The organism is Pseudomonas sp. TE3895 (assembly GCF_056278855.1).
In genome coordinates this window covers 4311955-4326441 of record NZ_JBWBQE010000001.1, presented here as the reverse complement: position 1 = coordinate 4326441, position 14487 = coordinate 4311955, and the positions used below count along the sequence as shown (strand labels likewise).

Here is a 14487-nt window from a genome sequence, read left to right as displayed (position 1 = left end):
CCGCCTTGAGCGGTTTTTTTGTGCCTGAAATTCATGCAGCCCGCCATGTGCGGGCTTTCTTTCCTCTGGAGAAACCATGTCCACACCGCGCGGCGTTCGCAATAACAACCCGGGCAACATTGATTTCAACCCCCGTAACGCGTGGCAGGGCCAGCTTGGCTTGGAGGTGGGGGTGGCCAGCCCGCGCTTCGCCCGCTTTGATCAAGCCGAGAATGGCATCCGGGCCTTGGCCAAGCTACTGCTCAACTACCGCGGCAAGGACGGCATGCCCGGCGTGGGCCGCCCTGGTATCGATACCCCGCTGGAGTTCATCAGCCGCTGGGCGCCGGCCAGTGAGAACAACACCTTGGCCTATGCCCATACCATCGCCAAGCGCCTCGGCGTAGGCGTTCGCGATTCGATCGACATCTCCCAGCCGCAGGTGCTGCGTGAGGCTGTGGTGGGCATCATCGTCCACGAGAACGGCGGCAACTCCTACAAGGCCGAGGTGATCGACGAGGGCGTACGGCGGGCCCTGGCTTCATGAGCCCGTGGGCCGGCGTTGGGGTAGGGCTGGTGCTGCTGGCTTCCCACTGGGCGACCTATGAGCACGGCCGTTCAGTGGAACTTGCCAAGGCCGGGCAGCAATCAGCGAAGCGGGACAGCGGCGACCGACTCGCCGAAGTGATTGGCGAGCGATCGGCGCGTCAGGATGAACATCGGCGCGCAGATGCGCAGCAAGAGGCAAGGGTAAAAGCCCATGAAGAAAGAACGATTGCTGATGCTGGTGCTGCTGACGCCGATGCTGCTGGCCAGCGGCTGCGCAGTGAATCCACCCAGTTCGCTGCCGCCGTCAGTTGCCCCGGCACGGATACCGCCGCTGTCGCCAGAGGCGAGGCAGCCACCCGCGCCGCCATGGTGCTCTCCGACCTGCTCAGTCGGTCTGTCGAAACGAATCGAGAGCTGGCGCAGGCTTATGACCGAGCCAGGATCGCCGGTAAACAATGCGCCCGCGAGCATGACGCACTAGTGGCAAGCGAGCGTCAGTAAGCGCTCGCTAGTAATTTAAAGGCCTCATGCAAAGAGAGCGGCCACCGGGGATGCGTCAACATCCCTGCTGACCACCGAACCCGCAGACCATACCTGCAAGCCCAGCCAAGGCTCCCGCTCTGTGCACAAAGCACGGCGAGCCTAGCACCTGTTCATCCATACAGTAAAGGTTTGCAAAGTGACTACCCCAATCATTCCATGGATGGGCGGCAAGCGCCGCCTGGCCGACCGCTTGATCCCGCTTTTCCCCGCTCATGAATGCTATGTTGAGGTCTTCGCCGGTGGCGCTGCTCTCTACTTCATGCGGCCTCAACCCGCCCAGGTTGAGGTCTTGAATGATCTCAACGGCGATTTGGTCAACCTGTACCGGGTGGTGCAGAACCACCTGGAGGAGTTTGTCCGGCAGTTCAAATGGGCGCTTTCATCCCGGCAGATTTTCGAGTGGCAGAAAATGGCGAGACCGGAGACGTTGACCGATATCCAGCGAGCGGCCCGATTCTTTTACTTGCAGCAGCACGCTTTTGGGGGGAAGGTTACGGGGCAAACGTTCGGAACTGCCACCACCGGGCCTGCCATCAACCTACTGCGCATTGAGGAGAATCTTTCCTCAGCCTGGCAACGGTTGGCCGGTACGTACGTCGAGAACCTGTCGTGGCTCGATTGCGCCCAGCGTTACGATCGAGATCACACTTTTTTCTACATGGATCCGCCTTACTGGCAAACCGCTGGCTACGGAGTCGACTTTCCGTTCCACCAATATGAGCGCATGGCGGAATTCATGCGCACTTGCAAAGGTAAGGTGATGGTGAGCATCAACGATCACCCAGATATTCGCCGTGCTTTCGATGGCTTCCACTTTGAGAGCGTTGATATTCGCTACACGACGACCAACCAGCGTCAGGGCAAAGCAGAGATGACCGGTGAGTTGATTATCATGAACTGGACGCCTGCGGAGTTGGGGCAACTGTTCTGAAACACCGAGATCTTTGTCCTCTGCAGCTGCTTGGTTCGTTTTACCCTATGCTTTCTCCATCAGCCGCTAGGAGTGACTTGTGGTCAAGCGTTCTTTCATAGGGATTGTTGAGGCCGGCGAGGCTCTGATTCAGCAGGCGATCGACGCCATGAGGGAGTTCCGGGCAGCTGAGGCCGCCAACGCGCCTGCTGAAGAAGTGGAGCGGCTACGCGTTCTCGCGGACTCCCTCTATCATGCAGTCATCGATTTTCAGCTGATCGAAGCCAAACAGCCGCCCGATACTATTCATTGAAAAGCGACTGCTGAATGAGGGCTCCGTAATGTCAAAAGCTCCTTTGTTACTGTTCCCAGATCATCCGATGTACACCGATGCAGCCGAAGCTATGAAGCGTTATCACCAAGCCCAAGCCGATGGCACGTCACCCCTTGAAATTGAGCGACTACGACTGATCGCAGAAGCCCAATTCCAAGCGGTTACCGATTACCAGCTTAAAGTCCTAGGTCGCCCTGGCGACTCCCCTCACTGAGAGGTTCTATGAGCGCTGGTCCCTGGTTGCGGACATTGCCCACTGCCTTACTTATCGGGAACCATCGGAAATCCTGAGAAGGGCGGCATCCATCTTTGACGATCGCCGCTGCTCGTTCGGGTGAGGTGGCGGGGGCCAGCCATTCCCTTGCGAGTTCGGGGGTCAGTACCAAAGGTTTTCGATCGTGGATGTCGATAAGCCCTTGGTCCGCAGCTGCCGTGATAATCACGAATCCATCGCGCTCATCCGGCTCGACGTTATGGTGCACCTCAGCAAGCACAGCGAAGTAGAGCGGCCCTCCATCGGCGCTTGTTATGTAGTACGGCTGTTTCCGTTTCGGGTCTGCTGGGTCGGGTATCCATTCGAACCACCCGTTAGCAGGAGCTAAAGCCCTGCCACCTGGCCACAGCCCCTTAAAGAACTTTCCCCTCACCACCGTCTCGGCCCGAGCATTGATCGGATCCGGGCGCTTCCCCTTCGCCCCAAAAGGCGACCATCCCCACTTAACGCGATCCACGCTCAATCCATCCCCTACCTGGCGGACGATTTCTACGCGAGTGGACGGCGCTACGTTGTACCGGTTGATCGGCTCAATGTCGTAGCCGTTAATCACCACGAGGTCCAACGATAGCTGGCGCAGGTAGTGATCCATCGACTCGTAGATCGAGTACCGTCCGCACATATCCCACCTCTCGCCCGTCAGAATTTTCGCCACCCAGGATTGACCGGGCGCCCGATGCTGGATTTACTGTATATACGTACAGTTTGCATTGGATCTTCCATCATGACCATCACATTCTTGGGTACGCCTTCCGGTGGTACCGAGCCGCTACCGCTGTACTCATTCCACGTCCCGGCCGGGTTCCCTTCGCCTGCAGCGGACCACTTGGAGGGCCATATTTCCCTGGATGAGCTATTCGACCTCCGCGCGCCCCATGTGTATCTAGTGAAAGTTGAGGGCGACAGCATGCAAGGGGCTGGAATCTACTCGGGTGACATCGTCATCGTAGACCGCGGTCGCGAGGCCGAGCACGGTGATGTAGTGATTGCCGCCGTCAACAGCGAGCCTGTGTGCAAGCGCTTGCACCGACGCGATGGCGTGGTGATCCTCAAGTCGGAGAATCCGGCGTATCCGCCGCGGTACATCATGGAGGGCGATGATCTCGTGGTATGGGGCGTTGTGCGTTACAGCGTTCGCGACCATGCGCAGTGATCCAGTTTTCGCACTCATTGATTGCAACTCGTTTTACGCGAGCTGCGAGCGTGTATTCCGGCCCGACCTGGCCAAGACGCCGATCGTTGTACTGAGCAACAACGATGGGTGCGTGATTGCCAGGTCATACGACGCCAAGCCATTCGTGAAGATGGGCGAGCCGTACTTCCAGGCGAAGGACAAGCTACGTCGGCACGGCATCATGGTCTTTAGCAGTAATTACGCGCTTTACGGCGACATGAGCGAGCGTGTCATGTCGCTGATCGAGTCGATGGTGCCTGCCACCGAGATCTACAGCATCGACGAGTGCTTCGCTGATCTGTCCGGTATACAGGAAAACTTGACCCAGTTCGGGCGAAAGCTGAGGTCCAGGATCTTCCAGTGCACTGGCATACCTGTGGGGGTTGGGATCGCCGGCACAAAAACCTTGGCCAAGCTGGCCAATCACACCGCCAAGCGCCTGCAGGCCCAAACTGGCGGCGTGGTCGACATCACCGATCCGTTCAAGCGAGATTGGGTGCTGCGCAATACCGAGGTGAAAGAGGTGTGGGGAGTTGGCCGCCGTATGACTGCCCACCTTGAAGCGATGGGCATTCATACGGCGATGGATCTGACCAAGGCTGATGCCAGGACGCTGCGACAGAAATTTAGTGTGGTGGTAGAGAAGACTGCCCGCGAACTGGCAGGAACGCCTTGCCTGGAGCTGGACGAGACCGAGCCCCCGAAGCAGGAAATCTGCTGCAGCCGGATGTTCGGCAAGCGGCTGACAGAGCTCGCGCCGATCAAGCAGGCAGTGGCTACCTACGTTGGTCGCGCAGCGGAAAAGCTTCGGGCCCAGGGATCGGTTTGCAAGAGCATGCGCGTCAGCATCCGCACCGGGATGTTCAACCCTGACGAGGCGCACCACGCCCAAGGGGCATTGGTAGAACTGCCATACCCCACCTGCGACACGCTGCTGATGACCAGGCTGGCGACCGACGCGGTTGGCCGGATCTTCAGGCCAGGGTTTCGATACAGCAAGGCAGAGGTGCTATTGATGGATCTGCGGCAACCAGGCGAATTTTCAGAGGATTTGTTCGCGCTCAAGCAGTCGGTGGCATGTGACCGGCTGATGCAGGTGATGGATGGCATCAACGAGCGCTGGGGGAGGGGGACAGTGCGGGCCGCCAGCGTGCCGGCGACACCGGACTGGGGTATGAGGAGGGAGATGATGAGCCAATCCTATACGACACGGATCGACCAGCTATGGACGGTCAAATGTTAAGCCTGCCGTCCGCCTGGCTGGCCGAGCTGAATGACCAGCCTGCCTTGTTGACCGATCCCGATGGCAGGGCCGCGGTGCTCGTTGAGCTAGCGTTTTCCGCGCACCGACGCAGCGACGTTGACGCAGACCAGCTGGCAGACATGCTGGATTTCACCGAGGCAGCAAGGCTGTGGGCGCTGATCGAGCATGAGGAGGTTGCTTGAGCCTGCTTGTGTGAACAACGGCTATGGGGAGAAAGCCCAGGGTAGCCAGTGACAGCTATCGACCCAGGCTGTGTGAAAACCTCCCGACCGATGTGGCTGTTCAAAAAACATCCTAAAAATCGCGCGTCTACGCAAAATCTGGGTCTGCTGAGCCGCCATCTCTTTTCAGATTTCACGTACGAGCGCGATCATCGAAAAGCAGCGGGGGTTTTCACACAGCCTAGGTTGATAGCGGTCAGTCTTGATCGGCTGGTTTCGACCCAAAGCGGACTCTTGTTAAGAGCAGCAATCGGCCAGAGGTGGCCATTGATAGTCGGCGAAACTATCGCTCGTCACCCCGGGCACTACGGCTGATCATCTGAGAGATATGATGCAGACTGGCATTACCATCCGCCTAATTAGTTCACAGTCAACCTAGGCTAAGCTGGACATCAGCGTTACTAGGGTGTTAAAGATCTATCGTCCAGAGCATCACCGCAACGACTACTAGGTGCCTTGCTTTCCCCTCGCAGCCCAGGCATGCTGGTTGGGTGAATTTCCATTCTCACCTTGCAGAATATTGCGGCGCAAGTCACGTTATTAGGGAAGAAAATGGAACGGCTTCATACCAATAATGATCTTGAGAAATTCTTACTTAAACAAAGCGGACGAAGCATTACAATTGTATCCGCATTTGCTTCTGGCACCGCCAGACTCCTGAAATCTATCGCCATTCAGAATGACGTCGAAGTGATTGTGGGTACGATCAACGCGTTTACCTCTCCGAAATTCATTGACGATGCACGTAAGCTACTTCATCGGCAGCTTTGGGTGGATTTCCGGGGTAATACTAGCATCCATTGGAAGCTCTATCTTGTCTCGCCCGATATCGTGGTTATCGGAAGTGCGAATTTCACTAACCAAGGCATTGGGATGGGCCGAGACACTTGTGTGGTGATTCAGGACGGTCATCTCTTTGAAGAATATCAGCAACAGTTGTCACTCCTAAAAAGTCAGAGGGAGGTATTGGATGGGGGATCTCCTGGCTTTGATGACGCCCTTGAGCGTCACCGCGAGCAACACAATCGCAACCAGGCGGCTCTGCAAATAGCTCAGCAAGGAGTTCAGTCTGCCTCGCGAAGCCGCACTCGCAGAGTGCTCCCCTTTGATGAGTGGGTAAAACAGGGTTTCCTTACAATCCCATTGTTTGTATGGGATGAGAACCATACCGAGGAGATAAAGGATGAGGCAGTTCGAATCGTAAATGATCAGGAAATTGTGACGGAGCATGCCGCTGGAAATGTAACCAAACCTGCCGATATCCAGCGACGACCGTATCGGGACTTCCTTACTGAGGTCAGCGACGGCTCGAAACCTTCATTTGAGCCGAACACGGTAGTACTCGCTACAAAAGCGAATGGTGCGTACATGCGCTTTATGCAGCTTGACCTTGTCGTCAGGAAGGAGGACCTCGGACTTGACTTCATGATAGAACGCAGGAAAGTGCGATACCCTCAGCCCTTCGAGATTACTCCGGAAATAAAAGCCGCCATCGTGCGACTCATCGAAAGGGGTATCTGTAACCACTACGCAATTCCAGTCGAGGCGCTTCAGGAAGAGTTGCTTATGCCTTGAGCAAAGCACATGTAGGTCAGCTTTCGGTTGACTTCTTCCCGCACTCTCTGTGCATGAGATCAACCTGAACGTTGAGGATATCCGCTTTGGGTCCATTTCAGCTGGCAGCTATTGGTCGATAGCAGAAATCCATGGAGGGCTGCCTTGGGTCGAAAGCGGACTGTGAGAGCAGGGGGTAAGAGACGATGAGGACGGATCGTGGTTGGCAGAACGCCTAGAGGCTGTAGCTGTCTAAAACTGCCCGAAAGCTTCTCGGTTTTACTGGGCCAGGATCGTTGAAACTGGCAGAGCTGTATTAGACAGGGGCGATGTACAGGCCGCTTGTGGCGCGGCCTGAGGTTCGAATCTCACACTACTGCTGCATTACTGGAGCCATCTTTTTCGTTTCAGCCTGTTGAGCGGTCGCTGGGCCTGGCACGGCAATTGAGCAGAATCTATTGGCCACTGCAGCGGTCTCACCGCCTAGAAGTACAGTTTCAGATTCCACGGCGATCAATGCCCAGCGGAACCCGCTATAAGCACCGTAGGAGTTCTTGCCGTTCACTTCGATGCAGATCGAGTCTTTAGCTTTATCCCGCCCTTCGCCCCGAGGATCAGTTGAGGCATAGAATGCATCTCTGAACTTGGCCGAGTCAGGATCTTTCAAATTCCGAGCGACCATGGCCTGTGCCCACTGCACAACGTCTGATGGGATTGCATAACGATTAATCGGTACCGGCTGTGGGAAATTGGATCGGGTTGAGGATGGTGTCGAGCACCCAATCAGCGCGATCGCCATTACAGGAAATAGAAAACGGTTCATCGGATCGCTCCATGAAATTAGTGGCCTTATGATGCCATGCCTTGCTATCTGCCGGGTAAGATTGAGCAAAGCCCTAACGGCTATCGGAGCTTTTTTCATCATAATCGATTCCAAAAATGAAGCTACAACCCCTGCTGGATGCGGCCTGTAGCCGTGCCGTTTCGTGTCTGTTTTGGAATCGATTTGTGCGCTCGCGCCGCGTGAGAAGGGCGCTTATACCACGGTCTTGAAATCCGCTGACTTCGCTCGGTATCGGTGAGGATTATGCGTGTACGGCATGAGTGGTCATGGATCCGCGCCGGACCAATTTGCGAACCAACCGATGCGTTTCGGTGAGGGATTGAGGGTAGCTTTGGCCAGCAAAATCAACACATCCCCACCCGCTAAACCCCATCGCATAGCGCATGGTGATGTTAGCGGTAGAAATCAAGTGCTTGTCCTGCGGGGGTTCCAGAGGTGTATTTAGGCCCTGTCGTCAGTCTTGGGCCAATTTTGGGCCAATTCGACTCGGGGCGGCAGCTTCTCCAGCTCCCTCCAGTCCGAGGAGGAGCTGATCCATTTCGCGTAGGTAGAGAGCAACATCTCGACGCTGTGGCCAAGCTGGCTCGCGATGAACGCGGGTTCATCCCAGGCATCAGGCATAGGGTGGCGTAGGTGTGGCGGGTGTCGTACTGACGGCGTTCACGGATGTTCAGCGCCTTCAGCGCCGATTTGAAGTGGCGGATTGTAACACTTGGCTCGTTGATCCACAGCCCACCTTTGCTAGGTAGGAACACGAAGGGGCTAGTCGGGTGGGCCGACTTGGACGCCATGCGACGAAGGGTAGCGATTGGCTGGGCATGGTTGAAGGCGTTCAATGCGCGCTCGTTTAACAGGACCACCCGATGATGCTTGGTTTTCGTCTGGTCAGGTTTTCGCTTTGGATTGATCGCGGTCGGTCGTGATTATCAGCTTTCGCCCTTTATCGGCCTCTAGTGAAAGAGTGTCCCCCCCTTCTATTGATAGCGTCGATTAGAAGCCATTGTTAAACAAAGGAAGCAGTTGTATTCAGAACATCTAGTCCTGATGCTTGATAACAGCACTGCATCTGATAGGGAAGTTGACTGAGTTGGCAATAAAACATTCGTGGTGAGCATCGTCATGCAGGCGTCTTGCAAGATCCAGATCTGACTGGCTGCTGATAATGACCTGAGGCCTTAACTCAGCGTCTTTGAAATGGCCCTTGCGCTGGCCATCCCCTTCAAGCATCCGGCCCACCGGGTAGTCGACATATTCCAAGACGTTCACGTTGTTGACTGCGCACAGATGAAGATACCAAAGCTTGTGGCAGGCCGAGATCGAGGCCAGCAACATGTCTTCAGGGTTCCAGCGTTCAGGGTTCCCGCGAAAGGCGGGGTCGGCAGAGCCAAGGATAGGTGCCTTGCCTGGAGCCTCCACGTTGAAGTCTCTCTGGTACGCCGTGTAACTGGCAGTACCTTCACCCGTGTTACCTATCCAATTTACGGTGACAGCGTAATGGTGTTCTTTCATGGTCACTCCTGTGTCGAAAGACGGCCGGAAAATCTTGCCCATCGCTTGGGTGCGGTTATCTTGCTCTCGATTGAGGGCTCTCCACCAGCATCTAGTGTTTGCAGCGACGCATGAGCAATCCGAGCACATGCAATGATCCGAACTGCGAATAGTCCTGATTGCTGATTTCCTCGTGCTCTCTGTCGTGTCCTTGGCTTGAGGGTATCGAAACCCTATCTCAGGCTTGGGGCCTCAACACGCACAGTGGTGCTTCAGCTCAACGGAGCCTTCGCCGCCACCTCGATCGCGTCGAGGTCCAACTCAATTGTTGCGGGCATGACGATTCCTTGGCCGTTCTTGCGACCGGCCTGTGCTTTAATGGGCGATTGTTGAAATGGATTTTTCTAGCGAGGGATAACGCTTATGTTTGCTGCCGGAATTGCGCTTCTTGCCGTAGGATTAGGCACTTCAAATCCTGGGCTCTGGATACCGGGCGCCGCGCTCATGGCCGCCCGCATCGTGAAACGAGCACGCAGCTGACCCCTTCGCCGCCATATCGCGGCAGTGAATAGAGGGGGAAGGGGACAGGGGCTACATCAGAAAGAGTACGGATTTGCCCTCAGATCAGAAGGACCTGCGCTGCGGTGCCGTCGTCCCCGGCTTTTGCCAGGACGTGCGCCCACCTGTATCTCGAAGAAGTAGACCAGACGGTGCTCACGGGTGATGCAGGGGGGGCGTAGACACACGTCAATTAGGCGGCTGACGTTGCCAAGGATGGTGAGGTCGGCACTCTGCCAGTGGCAGCTTGGACAGGGGCTCCCTCCGGGTCAATGTGCACCCAGCGGCCAGGTCATTCGATTATGATCTGGAATTGACCGCTACAGGGTGCCTTGGATCGGGCTATCTATATCGGGGTCGAATGCAGCCAGTCCCAGAATGGCTGCAATCGACTCAAAGCGGTCGGTCACGGTCTATCCTTTAAGATTGATCGAGGCCTTGATGCCGATAGCTACCCCTGGAGAATTTCTGCAATGGGTCATAGCGGCGGCTTTCAACGCGCTGTGCAGTGCATTTCCGGCCCCTGATAGCCCCACACCACGATGGCCTCGCCATCGTGCTCCCATAAACTCTCATTTTGTCCCTGGTAGCGCGCGCCGCTTGCGGTCTGTTCTAGGTACATCAGCGAACTGCGGTCACCGAACTCGACGATGGCCGTGGGCGGCTCGGTGCGGAAGAGGCGGGCAACCACTTCCTTGGCCGGGTTGCCGTCACACTGGTAGAACACCGGGCCGGTGGCCTCGACCAGCCTGTAGCGCGCCTGCAGTTCGGCGATGCGCAGGCGGTAGCTGTCGGCGATGCAGGCGGGCTGGTCCGCGCTTTTCCAGCAATCGTTGCGGCCTTTGATCCAGCCCCGTTGCTCGGTCTTGAGCACCGGCGGATGTTCATTGGCGGCCTTCTGCTGCGCGGCTGTGTAGACCTCGGCCATTTTCCGGTCCATTGCCGAGAGCCGCTCGCTCTGGCAGATCTGTTGTTCGATGCTGCCGGCCTCGACCTGAGTGCAGTTGAAGGCAGGTCCCGCAGCTTGGGTGTGCGACAGAGGCAGGGTGAGCAGCAGGGGAAGCCAGTGCTTCATGGGAACCACCATTAGCGATTCAGAATACTGGGCTCAGTCTAGCTCTGCGCTGACTGACGTGGAGGGTGGACTAGCTTTTCGGCGGCTAATGACTGCTGTTGGCCGATTGCGGTCATTGCTAGCAAGTCACTGACATCTCTTATTTCACCATCGCTCTAACCTGGTGTGGAATCCTCAACCGGGCCCCGCTAGCGCCTCAGCGGTCGTGTGCTATGTTTCTAACTCCATTCATTATTCCCCGCCCCGAGCGCCTTGGTCTCATAACTCATGCAGTTCGTAAAATATCACGCAGCTGGCAACGACTATCTCGTCTACCACGACAAAACGCCATTCGATTGCTCTATGCTGGCCATCTCGGTGATATGCGACCGGCATAGAGGGTTAGGCAGTGACGGCATCCTTGTTCCTGTTATCGAGCCAGGCAAGATGCTCTCAGTGCAGATTTTCAATACCGATGGCTCCGAGGCGGAAAAGAGTGGCAATGGATTGCGAATCCTATGTCGCTACCTTTGGGATCAGCGCATCGTTTCGCACGAGCCCTTCGAGTTGTTAACCAAAGGCGGTAAGGTTCGTTGCCATGTACTTGACGACGGCCGACGCATTTCCATTGCCATGGGTATGGCGACATTCCCCGAAAACGAACGACACTCAATGGAAGTCGATGGCATGCGCCTGCACCTGAACCTTGTGTCGATGGGCAACCCCCATTGCGTGGTGTTTGTCGATCAGGCGACTGAGGCACTTGCACGCAAGCTTGGGCCAACCATTGAGCAATTGTCGCTCTTCCCAAACAGAACCAACGTGCAATTCGTGAACGTTGTCGATCGCCGAAACCTGATGGTGCAGATCTGGGAGCGTGGCGTGGGCTACACCCTATCTTCAGGCACCAGCAGCTGTGCCGCTGCGGCAGTCTCACGACGACTTGGGTTCGTTGACGATCATGTGACAGTGCACATGCCTGGCGGTGAGATCACCATCGAACTTGATGAGGACAACCACGTACTCATGAAGGGCCCGGTGTGCAAAATTGGGAGGTACTGGTTGGATCCGGAGTGTCTGGCACAGATCGGTTGAATACGCGGCACCTCTGTATTCGCCGTTATCGCGTGGACTGATCAAGCGTAGGTAAGTGTAACTAAGATCGAGAGTGCCGGATGAAGAGCAGGCAACAAACGAGGTTCTCTGATCAGGGAGATAAGAGACCATGAGGCGTTCAACCTTGGATCATCTGGTCATTGTTTCACCGACCCTTCCGTTAGGGGCGCAATTTGTTGAGCGTCAGCTTGGAGTACGGTTGCAGCCAGGTGGTGAGCATCCGCGAATGAGCACTCACAACCTGCTGCTGAGGTTAGGAGAGTCTTTCTATCTTGAAGTGATTGCTCCGGACAGTAAGGCGCCCTTGCCCACCAGGCCCAGGTGGTTTGGGCTGGATAGACTGAGCGCGCAAGCGTCGCCATATCTAGCCCATTGGGTCGCGCGTACAGAGCATCTGGATACCACAGACGAAGAACTCCGGAATGTTTTTGGCGAGATTGAACCGATGAGCAGGGGAGTGCTTTCGTGGAAAATCACCATTCAGCGTGATGGGCATCTACCACTGAATGGGGCAGTCCCTAGCTTGATCGATTGGGGCGAATCGGAGCATCCAGTTCAGAGACTCGGTGATCAAGGCTGCGAATTGGAACGCTTGGAAATTGCTTTTCCGAATCCCCGTTTGGTGGAACGCCAACTGGAGTCTATCGGTTTTACTGGCCCGGTGAGTGTATTACGCAGCGAGCGATGTGCATTGAAAGCTTATATCAATACACCGAATGGCCTGGTCATCCTGTAACGTGCAACCTGTCTTTTGCCGATTTGATGGCCTGGCCGAATTCGGCAGCGTGTGCTGACGAGACCTTATCGCTGATCGAAGGCTTCTGGATGTTACTGGGCCAAATCGCTGAAACTGGCACAACTGTACTAGACAGGGCCGATGCACAGGCCGCTTACGGTGCGGCCTGATGCTCGATTCTCACGCTACTGCTGCAGTACTTGGCTGATCAACGGATGACGAGTGTGCAGCTATGATGGCTAAACGTGCGGCGGCGATCATGAGTTTAATCCAGTCTGCAGGCTCAACGGGCATGATCCGTATGCTTACTTGAAGGATGTTCTCACTCGCCTGCCGACGCAGCGTGCGAGTGAGATTACCGAGCTGCTGCCGCATAGGTGGGTGCCCGTTTAGTCACGCAAGGTGTGAGGGCGGGCGATACGTTTTTTCGAAACGGCTTTGCCAGATAACGTCAGTTTGCAGCCCGAAACCTAGCAATAGGTGATCTGAGAACACTTACACTGGAGGTGACGACACCGATGCCTGACAGCAAAGGCATCGGTGTCTCTTGCCAGCTCTGGCTGGGCGTCGGGGTCAACTCATCTCTGGAGCGAGGTGACTCATGAACGTCAGGCTTTCAATAGCGTACATATACTCAGAGAATCTCGGATCTCCATCGTTGAACGCCTTTGCCACTTTCTGTGCGTTCTCAAGACTGTCCCACATTGCTAAGTCCGCGAAGATTCGGTCGTCGCTCATCGGGCAGTAGGCACGGTACTCAATCAAACCGGGAAAGGTCTTTAACGTTTCCCGAAGCCCTGCGCGGAGCACAGGCACTTGCGCAACGCATTCCTGTTTGACCTTGAAAATGGCTAGTTCGAGTACATGAGATGAGCGCTGCATAGGGATGACCTGCTGTGTGTTAGGAAGTCCCAATTATCAATAGCTCATACTGACAGCGTAGTGTCAGTAGCAGTGATCGCTTTCCACTGGCTTGCCTGGTGCTTCATATACGCTTGGAGATCAAGGGCAGGATTGTCGGGTGATGGTTGTTGAGCAATAGCGATAGAGGCTATGCGATCGACCCGAAAATCGCGGTAAGCCGCTCTGGTGCTACACCAGCTTCCAACCGTCCACTTTCCTCCCCAGTAGAAAAGGCCAAGGGGGGAAATGAGGCGTTGCGAAACTGCACCATCCAAGCTGGTATAAGTTATCGTCAGCGCCTGTGCATTTTCGATGGCATTTCGAAGGGTTGCGAGATGGCCACGCGTCGAGGAAGGAGTGGTTCCAAGTGCCCTGATTTTTGCCGTGCTGGGGTCAATCTGGTGATGGGCTATGGACGCTGAGATTTTGCTCAACAACATCCTTGCAGCAGCACTTAGATCGTTATCGGCGGAAGCTGAAAGCATTTCCATCCCGAGCATCAATGTATCCAGTTCGAGCCTGTTCAACGTTAATGGCGGCATCTCGAAGTCGGCATCCAAGGCATACCCCACGCCGGCGGTACCATAGATTGGGATTCCACTGAAGGAAAGATCGTCGATGTATCGATAGATTGAGCGAACGGAAACGCCAATTCGGCTAGCCAGTCGTTCAGCAGAGATTGGCTGATGGACACGAATCAGATTTACCAATTGAAATAAGCGATCAGCTTTACGCACTAGGTGTGCCCAACTGAGAGTCCTTTGCAAGCTCGATGGCCGCGTTAATGGCGGCCCGAGCTTGGGGGCTATTCTTCCAGCAACTCGATCCCACTGCTGCCGATGCCTGAGCCAGGATGTCACAAGCATTCGCTTTGCTGAGCACAGCCAGCGAGTCAATGCCCATCTGCTCAAGGCGAGCGATAACGGCCGGCCCTACGCCCTTTAGGGCCAACAAGGCATTATGTTCCGTCAGTGGAAATGGCATCC

At 55.8% G+C, this 14487-nt stretch carries 18 protein-coding genes and 2 pseudogenes; 12 read left to right on the top strand and 8 right to left on the bottom strand.

The window, feature by feature from the left end; all coding sequences use genetic code 11:
• Nucleotides 1–76 precede the first annotated feature (76 nt).
• The 5 genes from ACZ889_RS19525 to ACZ889_RS19505 all read left to right on the top strand — a co-directional run bounded on the left by ACZ889_RS19525 (nt 77) and on the right by ACZ889_RS19505 (nt 2529).
• On the top strand, nt 77–526 hold the full coding sequence (locus tag ACZ889_RS19525; protein WP_476257706.1) for a structural protein P5: 450 nt from the start codon (nt 77–79) through the stop codon (nt 524–526).
• Entirely contained in the window at nt 523–1029 is a 507-nt protein-coding gene (locus ACZ889_RS19520; protein ID WP_476257705.1) for a DUF2514 domain-containing protein, read from the top strand. Before ACZ889_RS19525 ends, ACZ889_RS19520 begins: the two co-directional genes overlap by 4 nt.
• A gap of 178 nt (nt 1030–1207) precedes the next feature.
• Entirely contained in the window at nt 1208–2002 is a 795-nt protein-coding gene (locus tag ACZ889_RS19515; protein ID WP_476257704.1) for a DNA adenine methylase, read from the top strand.
• A 79-nt stretch (nt 2003–2081) separates the two neighbouring features.
• The gene (locus ACZ889_RS19510) at nt 2082–2294 is read left to right on the top strand and encodes a hypothetical protein (RefSeq protein ID WP_076402825.1); all 213 of its coding nucleotides are present in this window, start codon (nt 2082–2084) and stop codon (nt 2292–2294) included.
• Nucleotides 2295–2322: 28 nt separating this feature from the next.
• Complete coding sequence (locus ACZ889_RS19505) at nt 2323–2529, top strand: hypothetical protein (protein ID WP_476257703.1); 207 nt, start codon at nt 2323–2325, stop codon at nt 2527–2529.
• Here the strand turns inward: ACZ889_RS19505 and ACZ889_RS19500 are convergent.
• On the bottom strand, nt 2492–3211 hold the full coding sequence (locus tag ACZ889_RS19500; protein WP_476258027.1) for an SOS response-associated peptidase family protein: 720 nt from the start codon (nt 3209–3211) through the stop codon (nt 2492–2494). The two genes, ACZ889_RS19505 and ACZ889_RS19500, sit on opposite strands and share 38 nt — an antisense overlap.
• 102 nt (nt 3212–3313) lie before the next feature.
• Between ACZ889_RS19500 and ACZ889_RS19495 the strand changes: the two genes are divergently transcribed.
• The 4 genes from ACZ889_RS19495 to ACZ889_RS19480 all read left to right on the top strand — a co-directional run bounded on the left by ACZ889_RS19495 (nt 3314) and on the right by ACZ889_RS19480 (nt 6823).
• Complete coding sequence (locus tag ACZ889_RS19495) at nt 3314–3742, top strand: LexA family protein (RefSeq protein ID WP_476257702.1); 429 nt, start codon at nt 3314–3316, stop codon at nt 3740–3742.
• A complete protein-coding gene (locus tag ACZ889_RS19490; RefSeq protein WP_476257701.1) occupies nt 3732–5006 on the top strand; it encodes a Y-family DNA polymerase in 1275 nt (424 codons plus the stop codon). Before ACZ889_RS19495 ends, ACZ889_RS19490 begins: the two co-directional genes overlap by 11 nt.
• Complete coding sequence (locus ACZ889_RS19485; protein WP_476257700.1) at nt 5000–5209, top strand: hypothetical protein; 210 nt, start codon at nt 5000–5002, stop codon at nt 5207–5209. The genes ACZ889_RS19490 and ACZ889_RS19485 overlap by 7 nt, the downstream gene beginning before the upstream one ends.
• 591 nt (nt 5210–5800) lie before the next feature.
• A complete protein-coding gene (locus ACZ889_RS19480; protein ID WP_180689953.1) occupies nt 5801–6823 on the top strand; it encodes a phospholipase D family protein in 1023 nt (340 codons plus the stop codon).
• Between the two features lie 352 nt (nt 6824–7175).
• Here ACZ889_RS19480 and ACZ889_RS19475 read toward each other — a convergent pair whose 3' ends face one another.
• From ACZ889_RS19475 to ACZ889_RS19460, 4 genes and pseudogenes are all read right to left on the bottom strand, one after another.
• Nucleotides 7176–7625 carry a hypothetical protein gene (locus ACZ889_RS19475; RefSeq protein ID WP_180689954.1) on the bottom strand — a complete coding sequence of 150 codons (450 nt, stop codon included), beginning with the start codon at nt 7623–7625 and terminating at the stop codon, nt 7176–7178.
• Nucleotides 7626–8087: 462 nt separating this feature from the next.
• Nucleotides 8088–8506, bottom strand: a pseudogene (locus ACZ889_RS19470) (site-specific integrase).
• Nucleotides 8507–8681: 175 nt separating this feature from the next.
• Nucleotides 8682–9155: an OsmC family protein gene (locus ACZ889_RS19465; protein ID WP_003248145.1), complete on the bottom strand. Its 474-nt coding sequence runs from the start codon at nt 9153–9155 to the stop codon at nt 8682–8684.
• Nucleotides 9156–10185: 1030 nt separating this feature from the next.
• Nucleotides 10186–10767: an MliC family protein gene (locus tag ACZ889_RS19460; protein WP_476257699.1), complete on the bottom strand. Its 582-nt coding sequence runs from the start codon at nt 10765–10767 to the stop codon at nt 10186–10188.
• Nucleotides 10768–11034: 267 nt separating this feature from the next.
• Here ACZ889_RS19460 and dapF point away from each other — a divergent pair, with 267 nt between their 5' ends.
• From dapF to ACZ889_RS19445, 3 genes and pseudogenes are all read left to right on the top strand, one after another.
• Nucleotides 11035–11841 carry a diaminopimelate epimerase gene (dapF, locus tag ACZ889_RS19455; RefSeq protein ID WP_108191037.1) on the top strand — a complete coding sequence of 269 codons (807 nt, stop codon included), beginning with the start codon at nt 11035–11037 and terminating at the stop codon, nt 11839–11841.
• 130 nt (nt 11842–11971) lie between these two features.
• Nucleotides 11972–12598 (top strand): VOC family protein, encoded by a 627-nt coding sequence (locus ACZ889_RS19450; RefSeq protein ID WP_476257698.1) that lies wholly within the window; start codon nt 11972–11974, stop codon nt 12596–12598.
• Nucleotides 12599–12839: 241 nt separating this feature from the next.
• Nucleotides 12840–12991 (top strand): annotated as a pseudogene (locus ACZ889_RS19445) (transposase domain-containing protein); the annotation flags it as partial.
• 180 nt (nt 12992–13171) lie between these two features.
• Here the strand turns inward: ACZ889_RS19445 and ACZ889_RS19440 are convergent.
• The 3 genes from ACZ889_RS19440 to ACZ889_RS19430 are packed head-to-tail and all read right to left on the bottom strand — an operon-like array spanning nt 13172 to nt 14485.
• The gene (locus ACZ889_RS19440; protein ID WP_108191038.1) at nt 13172–13480 is read right to left on the bottom strand and encodes a hypothetical protein; all 309 of its coding nucleotides are present in this window, start codon (nt 13478–13480) and stop codon (nt 13172–13174) included.
• A 44-nt stretch (nt 13481–13524) separates the two neighbouring features.
• The gene (locus ACZ889_RS19435; protein WP_108191039.1) at nt 13525–14238 is read right to left on the bottom strand and encodes a helix-turn-helix transcriptional regulator; all 714 of its coding nucleotides are present in this window, start codon (nt 14236–14238) and stop codon (nt 13525–13527) included.
• Nucleotides 14231–14485: a hypothetical protein gene (locus ACZ889_RS19430; protein WP_012052510.1), complete on the bottom strand. Its 255-nt coding sequence runs from the start codon at nt 14483–14485 to the stop codon at nt 14231–14233. The genes ACZ889_RS19435 and ACZ889_RS19430 overlap by 8 nt, the downstream gene beginning before the upstream one ends.
• Nucleotides 14486–14487 lie beyond the last annotated feature (2 nt).